Source organism: Methylobacterium sp. XJLW (assembly GCF_003254375.1).
Classification (GTDB): Bacteria; Pseudomonadota; Alphaproteobacteria; order Rhizobiales; family Beijerinckiaceae; genus Methylobacterium; species Methylobacterium fujisawaense.
On sequence record NZ_CP016429.1, the window covers coordinates 957,314 to 977,233 of the forward strand.

Genomic DNA, 19,920 nt, shown 5'->3' on the forward strand with positions numbered 1-19,920 from the left:
TTAGTAGCCCTTCGGCTTCGGCCAATGCATCGTGAACTGGTCGCCGCGCCGAACATATTTGTAGCGGTGCAGGACGAACCACGCCGAAGCTGCGATGTAGAAGGCCATCATCGCGACAAGCTGCGTCCCGTAGCCGAGGAAGACTGCGAGATAAGTCACGCTGCACAGGAGCAGTAGCAGCAGGGAGGGCAGCGGGTGCAGCGGATGAACGTAGCCTCGCTGAATGGTTCCCAGCGGCCACTTGCGGCGGAACAGGATGATGGAGAGCGCCATCAAGGTGTAGCCGAGCAGCCCCGACAAGATCGAGAAGGTGATGGTCTGGTCGAGGGGAGTCGAGACCGCGAACATGATCGCTACGGGGACGAAGAACACAATCGAGCGGTATGGGGTGTGGTAGACTGGGTGCACGGCACCGAACCACGCCGGCATATAGCGGTCGCGACCCATTGCGAACCAGGCTCTGGACGCGTCGTTGATGCAGCCATTGGCAGAAGCGACGGTGGCGAACAGCGTCCCAAAGAACAGGAAGACCTCGAGCCAGCGGTTCCCCGTGAGCCTTCCCGCATCGTAGAGCGGCGTCACAGCCTGTCCGAGATATTCCCAGGGCATCAGGCCGGAACAGACGTACCAAGTGGCGGTCGCCGCAATGAGGAGCGTGATCATGCCCGTCATGGTGCCAAGCGGTAGGGCGCGGGCTGGGGAGCGAACCTCTTCGGCCGCTTGGGTCGTTCCTTCAATCCCAAGATAGAACCACAGGCCGAAATGCATGGCCGCCAGAATGCCGAGGTTGCCGTAGGGCAGGCCGACAAGGAGCGCGTCGTGCTGCAGCACCGCGCCCGGGGCCCACGGTTGCGCAGCCACGAAAAGAACCACGATGGCGAGGAAAGCTGCGGCCGTGATCAGGAGATTCATGGTGAGCGAGGCGAGCACGCCGCGATAGTTCAGGAACGCGAGCGCCACAATGGTGAGCACCATGAAGGCGCGCTTGTCGACGGCGCCAGCCACGCCGAGGTTGGTCAGGAACGCCTCAATGAGGTCGCCCGTCACGATGGCGTTCGAGACCTCAAGCATGGTGTAGGCCATCACAAGGTAAAGGCCGACGTTGAAAGCAGCGAGGGGCCCGATGATGTGCTTGGCCTGCGCATATTGACCCCCGGCGGCGGCCACCGTCGAGGTGATCTCTGAGTCGATCATCGCCACGCAGGTGTAAAGGATGCCGGCGAGCCAGCAGGCAGTGAGTGCCGCGACCGGCCCCCCTTTACCGACGGCGAAGTTCCAACCCATGAACTCGCCGACGAGAACGATCCCAACCCCAAGTGCCCAGACGTGACCGGGCCCGAGTACACGAAGGAGCGCGATTTTCTTCGCCGGTGCAGCTGGCGCCACCAAAGGGGTTTCTGCCAGCCGGATGTCAGGGGCGTGGACCCCCGCTCGGGGAGCGACCTGAACGTTCTGCATCACGACCTCGCTGCCGTCTCGCCGACGTCGGCATCCACGATCTCTCCTTCCTCGGAGGAAAGGAGATAGTCCTCGCTGAAAGCTTTGTTGGTGCGAATGAGATTGACGCTCATCCATAGCGCAAGCGCACCGGCTATCGCCCAGGCGCTCCAGTTCATGATGTCGACCATGACGAGTGTCCTCGCAGGAAGGAAGTAAGGCCGATCCAGATTGCGCCCGCAACGAGGCTGAGCTCAGCGCACCCTGGGGCTTTGATCATCGCCGAACCGCTCGGCAATAACATCGCGGTACTCATGATCGGAATAAACAAACATGAATACGAAATATCCAACGATAATAAGTGCAGTGAAGGCAAGAGCAATCCAATTAAAACTATAATCAAACCGGGTACCGACAATACTTGCCGCCTTCTCGGCTGAAAATCCGAGCTTCTCCCACTGTGCCGCCATGACAGAGTTCTGCCGAAGGGCTTGCCATGAAGGGTTCGGGTATTCAGTGGTGGTCGTCCCGCCACCGGCCAGCTTGAGCCAAAGCGGCAGATAGAGCGTAATAAACACCAGTATGAGCATCAACAGCGCATCGAAGATCTGACCGGCAACAGATTGTGTGGGCGGCTCGTAGGGCAATTTCTTCACTTGCTCACTCCCTTGCTCTTACGTAGGTCACGGAGCTGGTCGAGATAGAAGATATCAGTGCCGTAAATTGCCGATTTATCCTCAGCATAGTGCTTGATCATAGCAGCGATGGAAGCGGTATTGAGCAGCAGAACGACAAACCCGATTGCCGCCATAGGGATCAGCAGATTAGCTTCCTCGAAGACCCGCCACATGCTCCAAAAAGTGAATGCGTACAGCAGCCAAACCGCCAACACAGAGCTTGCTGCTGCTGCACAATCACGTTTGAACATTGACGAGATCCGGGGATCTTGGTGCAGCATGGCACGCCCTCCACTAAAATAATTTCTTTCGGGGAACCGCCCATTCTTTTGTGGAAAGATCCTGCCAGAAAGGCGGCTGTGTCAAGACCCAAAGCGGGTTAGGCCGGGAGCGAACACGAAATTTTATGCAGGTCTGTCCGCGGCTACCCAGCGTCACCGTTGAACATCACGGGCGTGGCGTCTGAGCGGTCCGCCCAAGTGCACGGACGCGGACAGATGATGCGGGACGGGTTTGCTAAACCACTGAAATAGCAGCACGATATTCCATCCCGCGTGTACGTCTTGAACGCGTCTTCGCACCAGTAGCGGCAACCGAACAGCCTCGCCGTCCCATGAGGCTGCTAGCATCTCTGCCCGACGTAAGGGCTTGACGGCGGCTCGCTTATGGAGAAAGTTTGCTTCTCGTTAGGAAGGCGCGATCGTCCGCTGGGCACTTATATTCCTGTGGTCCGGCTAACGTCGCGCTCGTCGTAGGACCCATTGCGAGCAGCTTAAACCACTTCAAATCAAAGCTGATTCGGTGAAGGCAATTTTATCTCACAGTCGAGGCTAAAGCCGCGTCTGTCAAAATGCATAATCTGTCTTCCGCCTTGCGGCCTCCTCAGGATTTTTTGGCTCATTGTTGCAGCTGCTGAGTTATAGCGCCGGCAGGACTTAATAGGGTTGCGAAAACGCCGCGGTTGCTAACAGCAAGTGATTAGGGCCGCCTAAATTGTTGCTCCGTTTCGGCCTCCGTCGGGCGCACGTCGAATGGCCGCGAACCGGTTCGTATCCACCCGATGCCCCGGTGCCTTGTTTCCCGCAAAGAAAATTTGGTGACCCACAGTTGACGACGTGCGCGGAGTGTGCGAGCAGTATTCCCATCGAGCTGTGCCAAGGAGAACTTGCGATGTGTGGCATTGTCGGTTTGTTTTTGAAAAACCCCAAGCTTGAGCCGCAGCTTGGCAATCTATTGTCTAATATGCTGGAGACGATGACCGATCGCGGTCCCGACAGTGCCGGCTTCGCGGTGTACGGCCCGGATGCCGCGGGCGTGAAGCTGACCTTGCGCGGTCCTGATCAGGCCGCGCTGCGTAAAGCCGTTACCGGTCTTGAGGAGGTCCTCAAGCGGACCTTCGAGAAGACGGAGCGCGACACGCACACCGTGCTGTCCGTCCCGGCCGAACGCGAGGAGCAGATTCGGTCGTGGCTCAAGGCCAACACGTCCGGCATCGATGTTGTCAGCTCGGGCCGCCGTATGGAGATCTACAAGGAGGTCGGTTTGCCGGCTTCTGTCGCCGAGCGCTTTAATCTTGCTGGTATGTCCGGCAGCCACGGCATCGGTCACACCCGCATGGCAACCGAGAGTGCCGTGACCACGAACGGCGCACACCCGTTCTCCACGGGCTCAGACGAGTGCCTCGTGCACAACGGCTCGTTGTCGAATCACAACGACATGCGCCGGCGCCTTGAGCGCGAGGGCCTGAGCTTCGCCACGAAGAATGACACCGAGGTTGCTGCCGGCTACCTGAGCTGGCGCATGCGGGAGGGCGCGTCGCTCAAAGAAGCGCTCGAGTCGAGCCTGACCGACCTCGACGGCTTCTTCACCTTCGTGGTCGGAACTGAGACCGGCTTCGCGGTCGTGCGCGACCCGATCGCCTGCAAACCCGCCGTTATGGCGGAAACGGACGATTACGTTGCCTTCGGTTCTGAGTACCGCGCCCTCGTCGGCCTACCCGGCATCGACAAGGCTCGCGTCTTCGAGCCCGAGCCGGCCAAGGTCTACGCCTGGGAGCGCCACTAATGCCGACCTATGACCTGAACGATGCGCCTTTGCGCGAGCTCAACCGTGCGCTTCATGCGCTGCGGCCGGACACCAACGAGACGCATTGGTCTGTGAGGGGTCCGGACGGACGCCACGCCATTGCGGCCGGCCTCGACGCACCGATTAGCGTCGAGATCGAGGGCAACGTCGGCTACTACTGTGCCGGCATGAACAAGCTCGCGAGCGTTGTTATCAATGGCAACGCGGGGGTGGGTGTCGCCGAGAATATGATTTCCGGCTTCGTTCACGTCCGGGGAGACGCTAGCCAGTCGGCCGGCGCCACGGCTCATGGTGGCCTCCTCGTGATCGACGGCAATGCGGGTGCTCGCTGCGGCATCTCCATGAAGGGCGTCGACATCGTCGTGAAGGGCTCGATCGGCCACATGTCGGCCTTCATGGCCCAAGCTGGCACGCTGACCGTGCTGGGCGACGCTGGCGAAGCGCTCGGCGACTCGCTGTATGAAGCCAAACTGTTCGTTCGAGGCTCGGTAAAGAGCCTCGGCGCCGACTGCATCGAGAAGGAGATGCGCGACGAGCACCGCGAGCAGCTCTACGCCAAACTGAAGCTCGCCGGACTCGCGGGCGAAATCGATCCGTCCGAGTTCAAGCGCTACGGCTCGGCGCGCAACCTCTACCATTTCCACGTCGACAACGCCGGAGCCTACTGATGGCCGAGCACTCGAACGATCCACGCGGCACCCCGCGCACCAAGCCGCGCTTCTCCGCGACTTATACGCCCGACGTGATGTCCGAAATCCGTCGCGCCGCGGCCACCGGCATCTATGACATCCGAGGCGCTGGCGCCAAGCGCAAGCTGCCGCACTTCGACGACCTTCTGTTCCTCGGCGCCTCGATTAGCCGGTACCCGCTGGAGGGCTACCGCGAGCGCTGCGGCACCGAGGTGGTGCTCGGCTCTCGTTTTGCGAAGAAGCCGATCGAGCTGAAGACTCCGGTGACCATCGCCGGCATGAGCTTCGGCTCACTCTCGGCGAACGCCAAGGAGGCGCTCGGGCGCGGTGCTACGCTCGCGGGCACCTCCACCACGACCGGCGACGGCGGTATGACGCCGGAAGAGCGTGGTCACTCAAAGAAGCTCGTTTACCAATACCTGCCCTCGCGCTACGGCATGAACCCAGACGACCTGCGTAGAGCCGACGCAATCGAAGTTGTGATCGGTCAGGGTGCCAAGCCCGGCGGCGGCGGCATGCTTCTTGGACAGAAGATTACTGAGCGCGTCGCTGGCATGCGCTGCCTGCCGCCCGGAGTCGATCAGCGCTCGGCCTGCCGTCATCCGGACTGGACGGGTCCGGACGATCTCGAGATCAAGATCGAAGAGCTGAGGGAGATTACTGACTGGGAGAAGCCGATCTACGTGAAGGTTGGCGCATCGCGGCCCTACTATGACACCGCGCTTGCGGCGAAGTCCGGCGCTGACGTGGTGGTGCTTGACGGTATGCAGGGCGGCACCGCGGCGACGCAGGACGTCTTCATCGAACATGTCGGCATCCCAACGCTGGCGGCAATCCGCCCGGCCGTGAAGGCCCTGCAGGATCTCGGCCTGCATCGGAAGGTCCAACTCGTTGTATCGGGCGGCATCCGCTCGGGTGCTGACGTGGCCAAGGTTCTGGCATTGGGCGCCGACGCGGTCGCAATCGGTACCGCGGCGCTGATCGCGCTCGGAGACAACGACCCTCGCTGGCAGGCCGAATACGAAGCCTTGGGCACAACGGCTGGCGCCTATGACGACTGGCATGAGGGTAAGGATCCGGCAGGTATTACGACGCAGGATCCGGAGCTTTCGAAGCGGCTCGACCCGGAACTCGCGGGGCGGCGGCTTGCGAACTATCTCGCGGTCATGACACTCGAGGCGCAGACCATCGCTCGGGCCTGCGGCAAGAGCCACCTGCACAACCTTGAGCCTGAAGATCTGGTGGCGCTCACGATTGAAGCCGCTGCGATGGCTCAGGTGCCGCTCGCTGGCACCGGCTGGGTCCCCGGCAACACGGCTTTCTGAGAACAGTGCAAAGGCCGCTTCCTCCAGGGGCGGCCTTTTCCATTGAAGCACTCTATCCATCTCCGCCCTAGGGAGGGCTTCGTGATGACGCTCGATCTCGAGACCGCCGCCAAAGAACGCGGCATCAAATACTTCCTCGTTTCCTACACTGATCTGTTCGGCACCCAGCGCGCTAAGCTCGTACCGGCCGCTGCTATCCGCAGCACTTGCAAGAACGGAGCGGGCTTCGCCGGCTTCGCGACATGGCTCGACATGAGTCCGGCCGATGCGGACCTCGTCGCGGTACCCGATCCCGACGGCCTGATCCAGCTGCCCTGGAAGCCGGAAGTTGGCTGGTTGCCCGCCGACCTCGTGATGGATGGCAAGCCCGTTGAGCAGGGCCCGCGCAACATCCTCAAGCGTCTGATTAAGGACGCCGCCCGTGACGGGCTGCAGATGAAGACCGGGGTCGAATGCGAGTTCTTCCTGATTACGCCCTGTGGCTCTGAGCCGGCGGATCTGGCCGACAAGCAGATGAAGCCCTGCTACGATCAGTCCGCCCTGATGCGCCGCTACGACGTCATCACCGAAATCTGTGACGCGATGCTCGCTCTCGGGTGGAAGCCGTACCAGAACGACCACGAGGACGCGAACGGCCAGTTCGAGATGAACTGGGACTACGACGACGCGCTCATCACCGCCGATCGGCACGCCTTCTTCAAATACATGACCCGCTCGATTGCCGAAAAACATGGGCTGCGAGCGACTTTCATGCCCAAGCCCTTCATGGATTTGACGGGCTCAGGCTGTCACGCCCACGTCTCAGTGTGGCGCGACGGGCAAAACGTCTTCAGCGACAAATCCGACGAGATCGGCATGTCGAAGGAGGGCTACCACTTCATCGGCGGTCTGATCCATTCTGCCGACGCGCTCGCGGCAATCACCAACCCTTGCGTGAACTCTTATAAGCGCATCAACGCGCCCCGCACCACGTCTGGCGCCACTTGGGCTCCGAACACCGTTACCTACACGGGGAATAACCGCACCCATATGATCCGCATTCCGGATGGCGGACGCTTCGAGTTCAGGCTCGCTGACGGGGCGGCGAATCCCTACCTCCTGCAGGCAGGGATACTGGCGGCGGGCCTTGATGGAATGCGTAACCGGCGCGATCCAGGCAAGCGTCTCGACATCAACATGTACACCGAGGGTCACACGGTCGAGGGTGTGAAGCAGCTGCCGCTGAACATGCTCGATGCGATGCGGGCGCTTGACCGCTGCGACGTGCTGAATGACGCTCTCGGAAGCTTCGTACCAAGCTACCTCAAGCTCAAGCAGGAAGAGTGGAACTCCTACTGCCGTCATCTGACCGAGTGGGAGCGCGACAACACGCTCGATTGCTAAAGCGTGGCCTCGCCGGGCGGCCATGCCGCCCGGCGCGACCGATCAAGTTAGTCCAGACGCAACTGCTCCGATCATAGAACATCTAAAGGCCTCACGCATGAGCGAACGGATCATCCTCCGCGCCGGCGAAGCCCTGGTGGCGGGCGGGCCGCCCAACACGGCGTCCGAGCCGGAAGTCATCATCGGCGAGCTCGACGGGCCGGTCGGCACGGCCCTGGCGACGCTGACCGGCGACCAGGTGGTTGGCCACAGCCGCGTCTTCGCGCTGCTCAACACCGACATCATGGTCCGCCCGGTAACCCTGTGCGTCTCCAAGGTCAGCGTGACCGAGAGCAAGTACACGTCGATCCTGATGGGCACGGTGCAGTTCGCCATCGCCAACGGCGTGCTCGACGCCGTGCGGGCGGGCTACATCCCGAAGGAGAAGGCCAACGATCTCGGCATCATCTGCTCGGTCTGGCTGAGCCCGGGCGTGATCGAGGCCCAGACGGTCGACCACAAGGCGCTGTTCGAGATCCAGCGCAAGGGCATGACCGAGGCGATCCGCAAGGCGATGACCAACGAGCCATCGATCGACTGGCTGTTGGAGAACCAGGAGAAGATCGTCCACAAATATTACACGATGGGTTTAGAAGGAAAGATTTAGATATAGCCACATACCAGACCTCTTGCTGATTTATGGCGCAGGGTTACCCTCTAAGGATTTGGGACAGCGGTGCTTTTGTGCGTCGGTGACGGCAACGGTGATGTCGATTAGGAGCCTTCATGCGACTTGCAGAAGCCTTGGCCGATGACCAAATCCAAAGACGGATTGAGATACTCTCTGGCTTACTGACGCGGACACTCGACGCGCATCGGTTGGATGACGAGTTGTGGGCCTCAATAGTTACACGAGTTTTTGGTCACGCAGCTCCTGCTAACGCTTGGCTGCGAGAAGAGGATCTTCGCCTTCTTGGCAGCCTCGACTCGAGCATGTGCTTGGCCAGAACCGTCCTTCCAAATTGGCGGCTCCGCTTGATCTGCCGACCCAAAGGGCGTCCGGTAGCCTATTGCGATCGATGGGGATGTTGGCTCGGTCCATCCACGGCCGAAGACGAGCCGTTAGCGGTATGTGCTGCGCTTCTGCGTGCGGTCCTAGCTGAAGCTCGGCATACCTTGAGGCGTCGCGAGCGCGCTTCAGTCGTACACTGGCTGGGCGTTGCACGGACCGGACCCCGTGTGCTGGGCGAGAAAATTTACCGGCGGATGCGGTCTGGACGACTAGACATCGAGTCGTGTCACAGCGCAGGACGCTGAGGATGCACATAAATTCAAGTGCGAGACATCAATCAAGTCATCTTTGGGATAAGTCAAACTCTGTCATACCGAGAGTGTCGCCGCCAAGCGGGCGATTTTAATTTTTGAATAATATCTAGAATGACAGACGTTGCTTGTTTGAGTGCCCTGAGAATCTTCGGCGCATGGGTCGTGCTACTGTTTGTGATTGGCAGCCATCTTACTGGCCCGAACACAATCGTGCTGCAGTTATAGTGGCAAAAACGAAGGCCCGCCGCAGCCTAGCTGGGCGGACCTTTTCATGACTTTGGAGCGCCGCTCAGGGTGCCCTCAGAGTCACGCAGCGAGATGACGCGAACTCACAATATTTTCGTTGTTAAAAGAGTTAGGCTCCGTCGGTCTCTGGACCTTCGTAATCGGACGCAGGTTTTCGGCAATGCGAACAGCGAGACTGATCCTCGCTGACACAGCAAGACGGAAGCCGTAATACATCGAGGCGGCTACGCCGGCGCAGAAGACATAGTAGAGGAGCAGGGCGACCATCGGACTTGCCTTTATCTTCAATTGGTATTCCCTATGTGGCAATGCACAACGAAAATCGGTAGCTGAGGTTTCACACCTCGGCCATGCCCCATGCGCATGAGATTAGGCGGTCGGTTCCGGCATGTGATGTGATGAATCGGGCCTGAAACGCTCGGGCTCTTTCGAGCTGGGCTGGCAGATGAACTCGTGAGGCGTGGGGCAGCACAGGGTCTTGTGCCTGCAAGGCGTACGAGGACGCAGGGTTCGCAGGACCGTTCCCAGTCCAGCCGCGGCCTGTCCTCTCGACCGGTCCATCCGGCGGTTCAAGGCCGAGTGCCCAAACCGGCTATCGGTCGCGGATTTCACCTACGTGGCCCCCTGGGGCTGCTTCGTCCACGTGGCCTCTGTGATCGACGTCTTCGTCCGCCGGATTGTGGGCTGGCGCGCATCGCGCTCAGCCCGATCGGACTTCGTGCTTGATGTTCTGAAACAGGCTCTGCACGAGAGGCGCCCCTTCACCGGCAGCAGTTCGTGTGTCAATCGGACCGCGGATCGCGGCACGTGAGCGTCCGCTACATCGAGCTCTTGGCCGAAGCAGGAGTCGAGCCCGCAGTCGGCAGCGTTGGCGACATCGACGGTAACGCTCTCGCCGAGACGATCATCGTCCTGTCCAAAGTGGGCGTGATTTACCGGCGCGGGCTGTGGCACTCATTCGAGAGACGCTGAGTATAGCACCCTCCGGTAGGTCGACCGGCTTGCCGGCGTGAAGGACGCGATCGAGGCCACAGGAGCGCGGTTGCTCTACCTTCCGTCCTACAGCCCTGATTTCAACCCGATCGAGCAGGTCTTCGCGAAGCTTAAGGCGCTGTTGCGGAGTGCGGCCGCCCGCACGATCCCGGATCACTGGGCGGCGATCCGACAGGCATTCATGCGTTTCACCCCGCAGGAGGGCCGCAACTACCTTGCCGCAGCGGGCTACGAGAACGACTTGGCCGTCCCATACCTAAGCGGGAACAGCTCTAGATACAGCGGCGGACGGACTCTTGCCTCCTTCCAGTAGCGCAGCCGCCTCGCACCGCGGCCGCGCTCGGAAGAGATTCGTTCGGCTCAGAAGGTGAAGCCGGCCTCAACCATATAGCGGTCCTGGCTTCTCACGTTGCCAGTGCGGCCAAAGCCGGTGCCGAGCGTGCCGGAGGCCAGATCGCCGATCTGGATGCCGTATAGGTCAACGTGCGAGTACTCGCCGCGAACGAAGAACCGGTCAAACGTGAAGGTAGGCGTAATCGTGTAAGATGCCGCCGAGCTACCCGCACCATAGAGCAGGTTGGTGGTGGTGCCCGGGTTTAGCCGGCTGCCGTTTTGAGCGATGTACTCGACGCGACCACCGATCGAGAACCAATCGGTGAAGTTGTAGGCGACGAGCAGGGCGCCGCCGTAGGTTTCAGCACCCCCGAGCCCGAGACGTGCGTCCCGATCGACGCTCGTGTACTGCCCGTAGGGCGTGATCGTCCATGGACCGTTCGTGTAAGTGTAGTTTACACTGATAATGCTGCTGTTCTGCAGCGTGACTGGTGTCGCAACCTGGAACTTTGAGCCGCGGAACCGGCTATCAAAATTCTGGAAATGGGTGCCGCCGTTGATACCCACCGTGCTGTTGTCATCGATCTTGTATGTGATGTATCCGGTCACCCAGTTAAGATCACCAGAAAAGAAGCCATCGGTTACTGCAAGCGCGGCGTTCCACGGTCCGCTCGAATAATTGACCTGCACACCCTGATTGAGAAAGATTTCCTGGTTGAACAACAGGCCGCCTGAGATGTTGATTCTCTGATACGTGAATAGCCCTTCCGAGCCGATGTTTCCGAACATCCGGCCACCCTGAACCGACCATTCGTCGTTGATCTGGTACTTGCCAAATGCGATCGGCACCGGCCCAAAAAACTGGGTATTCTGGTCGAATGAGGAGTAGAGCGGGAAGCCGAGCAGCGGGAATGAGTAAAGGCCGGCCTGAACGTAGAACTGGAACTGGCCATCTGCCTTCTGCACCGTGGCCATCATATTTGTGAAGTCGACCCGATTCTGCTCGTCGCGTCCCGAGTTCAGCGGAACGGGAAATACTGGTGAGAGCGGGCTGAAAGGGGGCGAAAAATTATAGGCTAAACCGGACACGACGCCGCCGACATAGATGTCGCCGAGTGCTGTCTCAATGCATGCAGGATTGGGGTTTGGCTTAATCGTCGGCCCGAAAACGGGTGTCGAGATCGCGACCTTGCAGTGCTCTGGAGCGGATGGCGGTAGCGCAACGGCACCCATGTCTGCGGCGCCCGCCGCCGTACTAATCAGGGCAAATGCTCCGAGGAAACATCCCGACCGCATCGACACGCTTATCATCCTCAGGCCCCTTGTGAATACATTCGCGGTTGGTGCCGGCGCGGCCGGACCTTCATGCGATTTCCTCACAGTCACCGGCCAAGCTCAAGAGGAAAAACCTTGTAACCTGCCCTCCCCCGTTTATCCTTCCGGACGTGTCACAATCCGGCAACGCATGTTTATAGAGGCCAATCGATGTGAGCCGTTGTAGCTGACGTGGGACTCTTCGATTTGGTTAAGTGCATATGCACTTCAGGCGCTGGCCCGACAGATCACGAATAGTTTTGGTCGCATTCAGCTATCAATATCCAAGCTCATGACGCAAGTCTCAGTAATTATCAAGAAATGTATTTGTCTGAAAACGATGGTGCTTGCGCGCATAAAGGCCGATTTTCATTATTGTAATTAGATTTTAACTTCGATTTCTGCGGAACAGTGGCCAGATCGGATCTGGTTCGCGCCGCCTTATCGTTCCGAATTTTTGGTCTCCTCCTGACCCTCACTGAATTCGACCCAGTTTACCTGCAGTACAAGCAGAAAACAAAAAGCCTCGTCGGCCGGAGGGACCGACGAAGCGAAGTCCTTGGGAGAAACCATGAGACCGGCAAAACATCCGCCCGGTTGTGCAAGTCCCACGAAGAAACTACCATGCCTGACAGGAAACGCAAGGCCGAACACTCGAATTTGCTTTGAACCTGGTAACCTATTGCCAATCATCAACTTTCTTGATGAGGGCTGCGACTTGTGGCTGGCGCAACAGAACCGGCAGCTGTCTGATTCCACCGCGGTGGGTTCGAGTTTCCCAATCGTCCAATGAATGAGGTGTGACGATGCGGTCCCTGGCCGTTCTTTCGTTTGTGGCAAGCCTCGTTGGGTCATCAATGACATCAGCAACGGCGCATGAGACACCCGCTTTCGACCGCTTCGCTTGGTCCGTGAGGCGCGAGCAGGTTGCGTTCGCGGTAGCCAACCTTCTCGTGCTTGATTCTAGATCGGCACTGCGCGCCGAGGAGATGGCTGCTTCCGACCCGGGCTGTGTCAAAACTCCGATGGTGGTAGCTTTCCTCTGCACGATCGGAGGGCGGCATGGGACGGTTCGTTGTCGGTGCCGAGCGCGATCAGACGACGCTATTTCCGCCTTGCCTGGAAGACTGGATCGCTGAGGACAACCCTGTCCGCGTCGTCGATGCCTTCGTGGAGGCCCTGGAACTCGGCGCGCTCGGCTTTGCGGGCGTCGATCCGGCACGCACGGGTCGACCGGGCTACCATCCGGCCGCCCTGCTGAAGCTGTACGTCTACGGCTATCTCAACCGGGTCCCGTCGAGCCGGCGGCTGGAGCGCGAAGCGGGCCGCAACGTCGAGGTCATGTGGCTGATCGGCCAGCTATCGCCCGATCATAAGACCATTGCCGAGTTCCGCCGGCAGAACGGCCCCGCCATCGGACGAGTCTGTGCCCGCTTTGTCGCTTTGTGCCGCACGATGGGCCTTCTGACGGGGACGTGCGTCGCGATCGACGGCTCGAAGTTCAAGGCGGTCAACAATCGCGACCGCAACTTTACGCAAGGTAAGCTCGACCAGCGCCGCCAGCAGATCGAGGAGAGCGTGTCACGCTACCTCTCTCAGCTCGACACAGCCGATCGTCAGGATCCCACGCCGGAACTCGCAGCCAAGGTGGAGAGGCTGAAGCGAAAGGTCGCCCGCCTCGGGCAGGAGATGGAGCGGCTGGCGGAGTTGGAGGAGCAGATGAAGGCCGCGCCCGACCGGCAGGTCTCGCTGACCGATCCCGACGCGCGGTCCATGGCAACCAGCGGCCGCGGATCGGGCGTGGTGGGTTACAACGTCCAGGTGGCAGTCGAGACCGAGCATCACCTGATCGTCGCGCACGCGGTCACCAATGCCGGCTCGGACCGGGCGCAGCTCAGCGGCATGGCCGCGCAGGCCAAAGATGCTCTGGAAGCGGACACGCTCGATGCGGTGGCTGACCGGGGTTACTATTCCAGTGAACAGATCCTGGCCTGCGAACGCACCGGCATCGCCGTGACGCTGCCCCGGCCGATGACCTCGGGCGCGAAGGCCGTCGGGCGCTTCGGCAAGGATGATTTCCTCTACCGTCGTCAGGACAACACCTACCTGTGTCCGGCGGGTCAGACGCTGTCCTATCGGCACACCTCGGTGGAAAATGGCCTGACGCTGCATCGTTACTGGACGAATGTCTGCTCGACCTGCCCGATGACGGGGGGCCTGCACGACGGGCAAGGAGCGCCGGGTGACCCGGTGGGAACACGAGGACGTGCTGGAGGCTGTGCAGCGCCGATTGGACGGCGATCCGCTGGCCATGCGGGTCCGGCGCGAGACGGTCGAGCACCCCTTCGGCACGCTGAAGGCGCGGATGGGGGCGACGCACTTCTTGACCAAGACCTTGCCGCGCGTCTCGACCGAGATGGCACTCTAGGTCCTGGCCTACAATCTGACGCGCGTTCTCAACATCATGGGAAGCCGGAAGCTCTTGGCAGCGATCCCCGCCTGAGCAAGGGCCTTGGATCGCTCACTGAGGGGCTGAAAAGCCGTCCAGCAGCGCCTTCAACTCAGACGGATTGTCGCTCGACTGCAAAAGGTCGCTCCAAGCGATGGAACGCCCATTCTCGCAAGATTGGGGTCACCCGAGCGCAAAGCCCATTCCCGGCGTTTTGACACGGCCTGGACCTATTGCAGAAGGCCGGAAGGTCCGCTTCCAGGCAGTACGGTGGGCCGGCTTTGGCAGCTCCTGGCCGGAGAACGAACCCGCTGCGCGGGAGGGTGCGTGTGGTGAGGGCGTGGTAGGGTCGGGACCGTCGCGCATCGTTTGAGGCCCGTCGGCGGCGGGCCGAGCATCGCGGCTCCTTCATCCGAGGAGCCCCACGATGCACGATCTTCTCCCCGCCAGCGCGGTCAGCCCCCTGTGCCAGCGCCTTATCGACGACATGAGCCTGCGCCGGTTCTCGCACGAGACCCAGCGCAACTACATCCGCGACGTCGGCCGCCTCGCCACCTTCCTCGGGCGCCGGCCCGACACGGCCACCGCGGAGGACCTGCGCCGCTTCCAGGTCGAGCAGCGCGAGGCCGGCGTGCCGGTGCCGACCCTCAACGCCATCGTCTCGGCGTTGCGCTTCTTCTTCACCCACACCCTCGACCGGCCCGACCTCGCGCGCCGGCTCGTCCGGCTCGCCTATCCGCGCACGCTGCCGGTGGTGCTCAGCCGCGACGAGGTCACCCGGCTGCTCGCCGCCGCCACCTGCCTCAAGCATCAGGCTGCTCTGTCGGTGGCCTATGGCGCCGGCCTGCGCGTGGCCGAGGTCGCAGCGCTCAAAGTCATCGACATCGACAGCGCGCGCATGCTCATCCGGGTCGAGCGCGGCAAGGGCGGACGATACCGCAACGCGCTGCTCCCCGCGGACCTGCTCACCCTGCTGCGCCAGTGGTGGAAGGTCGGACGCCAGCAGGGCGTCATGCAGCGTGACGGCTGGCTGTTCCCGGGCCAGCATCCGATGAAGCCGATCAGCACCCGCCACCTCCACCGCATCGTCGTCGAGGCGGCCCGGGCGGCCGATATCGCCAAGCGGGTCGGCCCGCACACCCTGCGCCACAGCTTCGCCACCCACCTCTTGGAGGACGGCATCGACATCCGGGTGATCCAGGTCCTGCTCGGCCACGCCAAGCTGGAGAACACCGCCTTCTACACCAAGGTCGCCACCCGAACGGTCCGCACCGTGACCAGTCCGCTGGACAAGCTCGGGCTGTTCCGGATCGGGGAGATCGCGCCCGGCGGCTGACGCCCCGTGCCGGCCTCCACGCTGGAGGTGGCCGACATCTTCCGGGCCGCGGGCGCCGGCTACCGGGCGGCCCAGGCCGGTCACGTCAGCCTCGCCCAACTCAAGGTCATGGCGGCGATCGAGACCTGCCGCACCGCCGCGCTGGGCGGGCACGTCGAGGCCTGCGACGGCTGCGGCCACCGGCGCATCGCCTACAATTCCTGTCGCGACCGGCACTGCCCGAAGTGCCAGGGCGCGGCCGCGCGCACGTGGCTCGCCGAGCGCGAGGCCGACCTCCTGCCGGTGGGCTACTTCCACGTCGTGTTCACCCTGCCGACGCAGGTCGCCGCCATCGCCTTCCAGAACAAGGCTGCGGTCTACGACCTGCTGTTCCGGGCCGCCTCCGAGACGATGCAGACGATCGCCGCCGACCCGAAGCACCTCGGCGCGAAGATCGGGCTGACCGCCGTGCTCCACACCTGGGGCTCGGCGCTGACCCACCACCCACACGTCCACATGATCGTGCCGGGCGGCGGGCTCTCGCCTGATGGTGCACGGTGGGTGTCGTCGCGGCCGGCCTTCCTCCTGCCGGTGCGGGTGCTGGCCAAGCTGTTCCGCCGCCTGTTCCTGGTCGGGCTGAGCGCGCTGCACGCGGCCGGACGGCTCGTCTTCTTCGGCGGCCTGGCGCCCCTGGCCGAGCGCCAGGCCTTCCTGCGCCATCTGTCCCCGGCCCGGACGAAGCGCTGGGTCGTCTACGCCAAAGCCCCGTTCGCCGGTCCCGCGGCGGTGCTGGCCTACCTGTCGCGCTACACCCACCGCGTGGCGATCTCGAACCGACGGCTGGTCGCCTTCGACGGGGCCGGCGTCACCTTCCGCACCAAGGACTACCGCCGCGACGGGCCCGAGCGCTACGGTATCACGACCCTGGGCACGGACGAGTTCATCCGCCGCTTCCTGCTGCACGTCCTGCCCAAGGGCTTCCATCGCATCCGCCACTACGGTCTGCTTGCCAGCACCGGCCGCCGGGCCAACCTCGCCCGCATCCGCAACCTGCTCGCCGCCCCGCCGCCGGTGATCTCGCGCGAGCCCGCACTATCGCCCAACCGTCTGACCCCCTGTCGGTGCTGCGGCGGACGCATGACGGTCGTCGAGATCTTCGGCCGCTTCATGCAGCCGCGAGGTCCGCCGACCGCCTCGGCTTCAACCCGGATGAGAGCCACATGACCCGGCGCTCCATGAGCCCCGTCGCCTGCTGCGAGCACCACGCCGCAGGCCGTGGACCGTCGTACGCCTGTTCCAGCCGACGTCACCATCGACCATCCACGCCAGGGTATGGCCCCCGCGTCGGCATCTCATGCGATCCTGGCGAGCCAACGAACCGGTCTCAGCCAGCACGTGCGCGCCGGGACACGGTCACGCCCTGGCCGTCGCGAGACACCCTGCCATCAGGCCGAAACGACCAATCTCCATAGCTGAGCGCCTCGGTCGCCGCGGGTTCCTTCTTCGGAGACTTTCGTACGCCTCACGGCGCCCGAAACTCTTCACGAAACCGGAATGTCTGCTACGAGGTCGATCTTCCGGAAAAGCAGACGGGTCCGTAACGAACCGACCGAAACGCTCGCCAACCCAATTTGAGGCCACGTAGCACGGGAATAGTTCAGTACCATACAAATCTCTGCGTATCCGAGGATCTGAGCCGCAATCGGTCGCCCGTCTACGTAACTTTCCGTTGCCCTTTTTCCGCAAGTGGCAACCTTAAATGGGTAAAAGGTGGTCGATCCCCCTTCACAGGGTCGCACATATGGCTAAGCTTCGATCAGGCCGCAGTTAATTCTGAACTTGGTCTGTCGAGGGTGAGTTGATGGTAGCGCGTTTCTTGTTGTCGGCCAGCGCGGCCGGTGCGATCATCGTACTGAGTCTGGCTCCCACCCCCTCTCGCGCGCAAAGCGCGGGTGCGGTATTCGGCGGCTTGGCCGGCGGCGTCCTCGGCGGCGTCATCGCCGGCTCGATTGCCGCGCAGGCGGCGCGTGAGCGCCCCGTCGTCGTCTATGCCGCGCCGCGCCGTACCGTTCGCGTCATCCATGAGGTGCGGCGCGTGCCAGCGCCCCGGCGGAAGGTTGTTCGCGCGAATCGCCAGCCCATGCAGCCAGCCGCCGGCCCGACAGGAGCGCAGGTGGTGAACGCATCGGCAGACCCCTTCGCATCGCCGCGGGGCAATGCCACGACCTCGGTCAACCAGACTCGCTGAGAACCACTTCCAGGACGCCCGCCGGATCGACGCGCATGGCTCGCATGAAGGTTGCCCTCGCCGTTCTGGCGGCCGTCGGCGGCGTGGCTCAACCCGCCGCGGCCTCGCCCGCTCCCCCGAAGCTTACGGTCGACAAGAGCTTCGGCAAGGTCGCAGGCTGGTCCATCGGCTACAGCGAGAACCTCGGCGGCTGCCTGGCGGCGGCGAGCTACGGCGACGGGACGACGCTTTGGTTCGGCTTCAATGGTGCCCGCGGCGCGTCGTACTTGGCCCTCACCAACGCCAAGTGGCGCTCGCTGGAGGTGGGCGGACAGTACGAGCTTCACATGATCGCGGGCCGCCAGAAGTGGCACGGGACGTTCACGGGCTTCGATCGCGGCGACGCGCACGGGCTGTACCAGTCGGGGCTGAAGGAACGCTTCGTGGCCGACCTGTCCGAGTCCGGCAGCATCAACGTGATTTTCAAAGGCCGGCAGATCGCCGTGCTGTCCCTCGTCGGGTCCACGGAGGCGTTCGACGCCGTCATCGGCTGCCAGAAGGACGTGACGACGGCGGCCGCGAAGGCAGAGCCCGCGCCGGATAACCCGCGCAAGCTCGAAGCCGGCATGACCAGCACCGGAACCGGCTTCTACGTGTCGGAACGCGGGCACCTGCTGACCAACAACCATGTGGTCGAGGCGTGCTCGGATATCTCCGTGCAGCAGCCCGGCCATACCGCCCTCCGGGCCCGTCTTGTCGCCCGGGACGCCGCCAACGACCTCGCGGTGCTCACCACCGATTTCCCGCAGAAGGTGGTGCCGCCGCTCTCGATCCGGGCGCGGCTCGGCGAGAGCGTCTACGTCTACGGCTATCCGCAGAGCAACGTCCTGGCCTCGACGGGAAATTTCACGATCGGCAGCGTCACCGCGACGGCGGGCTCGGGCGACGACACCCGCAAGATCCAGATCTCGGCGCCGGTCCAGCAGGGTAACAGCGGCGGACCGGCCCTTGACCAGTTCGGCAACGTGATCGGGGTGGTGCAATCCAAGCAGGTCGCGTTCGCCTCCGGCGACGTGCCGCAGAACGTAAACTTCGCCATCAAGTCGACGATAGCCCTCAACTTCCTCGAGGCAAACGGCGTCGAGGCGCCGATCAACGTGCGCATGACGGACCCGATGGACGGCGCCGCGATCGCCGAGAAGGCTCGCGACTTCACGGTTCAGATCACCTGCCGTTGAGGCCGGCTCGGTCGTAACAGGGCTGCTCTCCGGTAGCCGACCACTCTGGCGGCACCGCCCCGCGATGGGGGATCCCTGGTCCGCGTGTGGCTAGCCTGCCACGGCCCACGACAATCACCTTGAGTTTTCGCACGCCATCTCGTCGCGCGCGTCTTAACCACTTTAGATTGTAGGCACATTAACCTGCGGGCGCATAAGTGGAAGCGGCGATCGTGTTCGAGAGACCCTCCGGTGCCGACCTTGAGCAATTTTAGCGAGAACAGGCTGAGATCTGCGGCAAGTATTGGACTCCTTGTGCTAGTCGGTTCTCTGTCCTGTGTTGCATCCTTTGCGCACGACGGCGATCCGGGAATCGGGGCTGTTCAGTCCTGCGACCGTCTTGCGAGTGCGCCGTGGGATCCGGATGCCCCCGACGCGCAGCGGACCGTCAACTTCCGGGATCTGCGCGCCGGCGCGGCCGTAACGGCTTGCCGGGCGGCGGTGGCCGAGGCCCCGCTGCTGCGCCGGCTCCATTTCCAGCTCGGCCGCGCCTACGACCGGCAGGGCGCCAACCAGGATGCGTTCGAGGCCTATCGGCGCGCGGCCGAACTGGGCAGCGGTGCGGCCAAGGTCAATATCGGCATCCTCTACCAGCAAGGGCGCCGGTTCGAGAAGAGCGACGCCAAGGCGCGCGCGTGGTTCCGCGACGCGGCCGAGACCGGCATCCCGGAAGGGATGTACTGCTACGCGGTCGCCCTGGACAACGGGATCGGCGGTTCTCCCGACGCCGCGGCGGCCAGGGCCTGGTATGTGAAGGCCGCCGAGCGCGGCACCGTGAAGGCGCGCGACGCGCTCGTGCGCCTCGAACTCGACGGCACCGGCACGGGGGTGCGGTGTGATTAGCCGGCGGCCGCGGGCATCGCGG

15 protein-coding genes and 3 pseudogenes are annotated in these 19,920 nt (G+C 62.6%); 13 read left to right on the plus strand and 5 right to left on the minus strand.

Translation table 11 applies throughout. The features are described 5' to 3' along the window. The 4 genes from A3862_RS04465 to A3862_RS04475 all read right to left on the minus strand — a co-directional run bounded on the left by A3862_RS04465 (position 1) and on the right by A3862_RS04475 (position 2,395). Entirely contained in the window at positions 1 to 1,458 is a 1,458-nt protein-coding gene (locus A3862_RS04465; RefSeq protein WP_111473280.1) for an APC family permease, read from the minus strand. Next, positions 1,458 to 1,628 (minus strand): hypothetical protein, encoded by a 171-nt coding sequence (locus tag A3862_RS31370; RefSeq protein WP_164706336.1) that lies wholly within the window; start codon positions 1,626 to 1,628, stop codon positions 1,458 to 1,460. Before A3862_RS31370 ends, A3862_RS04465 begins: the two co-directional genes overlap by 1 nt. 63 nt (positions 1,629 to 1,691) lie before the next feature. Next, positions 1,692 to 2,093 (minus strand): hypothetical protein, encoded by a 402-nt coding sequence (locus A3862_RS04470; protein WP_111473281.1) that lies wholly within the window; start codon positions 2,091 to 2,093, stop codon positions 1,692 to 1,694. Then, complete coding sequence (locus tag A3862_RS04475) at positions 2,090 to 2,395, minus strand: hypothetical protein (protein WP_111473282.1); 306 nt, start codon at positions 2,393 to 2,395, stop codon at positions 2,090 to 2,092. The genes A3862_RS04470 and A3862_RS04475 overlap by 4 nt, the downstream gene beginning before the upstream one ends. A gap of 889 nt (positions 2,396 to 3,284) precedes the next feature. Between A3862_RS04475 and A3862_RS04480 the strand changes: the two genes are divergently transcribed. From A3862_RS04480 to A3862_RS04510, 7 genes and pseudogenes are all read left to right on the plus strand, one after another. After that, the gene (locus tag A3862_RS04480) at positions 3,285 to 4,178 is read left to right on the plus strand and encodes a class II glutamine amidotransferase (RefSeq protein ID WP_111473283.1); all 894 of its coding nucleotides are present in this window, start codon (positions 3,285 to 3,287) and stop codon (positions 4,176 to 4,178) included. Continuing rightward, positions 4,178 to 4,867, plus strand: coding sequence for a protein glxC (locus tag A3862_RS04485; protein WP_111473284.1), 690 nt, complete (start codon positions 4,178 to 4,180; stop codon positions 4,865 to 4,867). The genes A3862_RS04480 and A3862_RS04485 overlap by 1 nt, the downstream gene beginning before the upstream one ends. Further along, positions 4,867 to 6,213 (plus strand): FMN-binding glutamate synthase family protein, encoded by a 1,347-nt coding sequence (locus tag A3862_RS04490; protein WP_111473285.1) that lies wholly within the window; start codon positions 4,867 to 4,869, stop codon positions 6,211 to 6,213. Before A3862_RS04485 ends, A3862_RS04490 begins: the two co-directional genes overlap by 1 nt. 84 nt (positions 6,214 to 6,297) lie before the next feature. Then, entirely contained in the window at positions 6,298 to 7,596 is a 1,299-nt protein-coding gene (glnT, locus tag A3862_RS04495; RefSeq protein WP_111473286.1) for a type III glutamate--ammonia ligase, read from the plus strand. Between the two features lie 97 nt (positions 7,597 to 7,693). Next, the gene (locus tag A3862_RS04500; RefSeq protein ID WP_111473287.1) at positions 7,694 to 8,242 is read left to right on the plus strand and encodes a formaldehyde-activating enzyme; all 549 of its coding nucleotides are present in this window, start codon (positions 7,694 to 7,696) and stop codon (positions 8,240 to 8,242) included. 1,398 nt (positions 8,243 to 9,640) lie between these two features. Then, positions 9,641 to 10,110: pseudogene (locus A3862_RS04505) on the plus strand (DDE-type integrase/transposase/recombinase); the annotation flags it as partial. Positions 10,111 to 10,150: 40 nt separating this feature from the next. Beyond that, positions 10,151 to 10,453, plus strand: a pseudogene (locus A3862_RS04510) (transposase); the annotation flags it as partial. 47 nt (positions 10,454 to 10,500) lie between these two features. Here A3862_RS04510 and A3862_RS04515 read toward each other — a convergent pair. Continuing rightward, positions 10,501 to 11,769, minus strand: a complete 1,269-nt coding sequence (locus A3862_RS04515) for an outer membrane beta-barrel protein (RefSeq protein ID WP_442919059.1) — start codon at positions 11,767 to 11,769, stop codon at positions 10,501 to 10,503. Positions 11,770 to 12,849: 1,080 nt separating this feature from the next. On the opposite strand from A3862_RS04515, the pseudogene A3862_RS04520 reads away from it, so the two are divergent. From A3862_RS04520 to A3862_RS04540, 6 genes and pseudogenes are all read left to right on the plus strand, one after another. Beyond that, positions 12,850 to 14,290: pseudogene (locus A3862_RS04520) on the plus strand (IS1182 family transposase). Positions 14,291 to 14,663: 373 nt separating this feature from the next. Beyond that, entirely contained in the window at positions 14,664 to 15,572 is a 909-nt protein-coding gene (locus A3862_RS04525) for a tyrosine-type recombinase/integrase (protein WP_111473288.1), read from the plus strand. A 6-nt stretch (positions 15,573 to 15,578) separates the two neighbouring features. Next, complete coding sequence (locus tag A3862_RS04530; RefSeq protein WP_111473289.1) at positions 15,579 to 16,775, plus strand: IS91 family transposase; 1,197 nt, start codon at positions 15,579 to 15,581, stop codon at positions 16,773 to 16,775. A gap of 637 nt (positions 16,776 to 17,412) precedes the next feature. After that, entirely contained in the window at positions 17,413 to 17,799 is a 387-nt protein-coding gene (locus tag A3862_RS30990) for a hypothetical protein (protein WP_124262925.1), read from the plus strand. A 35-nt stretch (positions 17,800 to 17,834) separates the two neighbouring features. Further along, positions 17,835 to 19,016 carry a S1C family serine protease gene (locus tag A3862_RS04535; RefSeq protein ID WP_111473290.1) on the plus strand — a complete coding sequence of 394 codons (1,182 nt, stop codon included), beginning with the start codon at positions 17,835 to 17,837 and terminating at the stop codon, positions 19,014 to 19,016. 231 nt (positions 19,017 to 19,247) lie between these two features. After that, positions 19,248 to 19,898, plus strand: coding sequence for a tetratricopeptide repeat protein (locus tag A3862_RS04540; RefSeq protein WP_236961741.1), 651 nt, complete (start codon positions 19,248 to 19,250; stop codon positions 19,896 to 19,898). Positions 19,899 to 19,920: the final 22 nt, after the last annotated feature.

What these genes read in the sequence shown, in the direction of transcription:
- A3862_RS04490 (WP_111473285.1), top strand. Translation starts at nt 4,867, where the DNA reads ATGGCCGAGCACTCGAACGATCCACGCGGCACCCCGCGCACCAAGCCG.
- A3862_RS04535 (WP_111473290.1), top strand. Translation starts at nt 17,835, where the DNA reads ATGGCTCGCATGAAGGTTGCCCTCGCCGTTCTGGCGGCCGTCGGCGGC.
- A3862_RS04480 (WP_111473283.1), top strand. Translation starts at nt 3,285, where the DNA reads ATGTGTGGCATTGTCGGTTTGTTTTTGAAAAACCCCAAGCTTGAGCCG.
- A3862_RS04475 (WP_111473282.1), bottom strand. Translation starts at nt 2,395, where the DNA reads ATGCTGCACCAAGATCCCCGGATCTCGTCAATGTTCAAACGTGATTGT.
- A3862_RS04500 (WP_111473287.1), top strand. Translation starts at nt 7,694, where the DNA reads ATGAGCGAACGGATCATCCTCCGCGCCGGCGAAGCCCTGGTGGCGGGC.
- glnT (WP_111473286.1), top strand. Translation starts at nt 6,298, where the DNA reads ATGACGCTCGATCTCGAGACCGCCGCCAAAGAACGCGGCATCAAATAC.
- A3862_RS04465 (WP_111473280.1), bottom strand. Translation starts at nt 1,458, where the DNA reads ATGCAGAACGTTCAGGTCGCTCCCCGAGCGGGGGTCCACGCCCCTGAC.
- A3862_RS30990 (WP_124262925.1), top strand. Translation starts at nt 17,413, where the DNA reads ATGGTAGCGCGTTTCTTGTTGTCGGCCAGCGCGGCCGGTGCGATCATC.
- A3862_RS04525 (WP_111473288.1), top strand. Translation starts at nt 14,664, where the DNA reads ATGCACGATCTTCTCCCCGCCAGCGCGGTCAGCCCCCTGTGCCAGCGC.
- A3862_RS31370 (WP_164706336.1), bottom strand. Translation starts at nt 1,628, where the DNA reads ATGGTCGACATCATGAACTGGAGCGCCTGGGCGATAGCCGGTGCGCTT.
- A3862_RS04515 (WP_442919059.1), bottom strand. Translation starts at nt 11,769, where the DNA reads ATGCGGTCGGGATGTTTCCTCGGAGCATTTGCCCTGATTAGTACGGCG.
- A3862_RS04485 (WP_111473284.1), top strand. Translation starts at nt 4,178, where the DNA reads ATGCCGACCTATGACCTGAACGATGCGCCTTTGCGCGAGCTCAACCGT.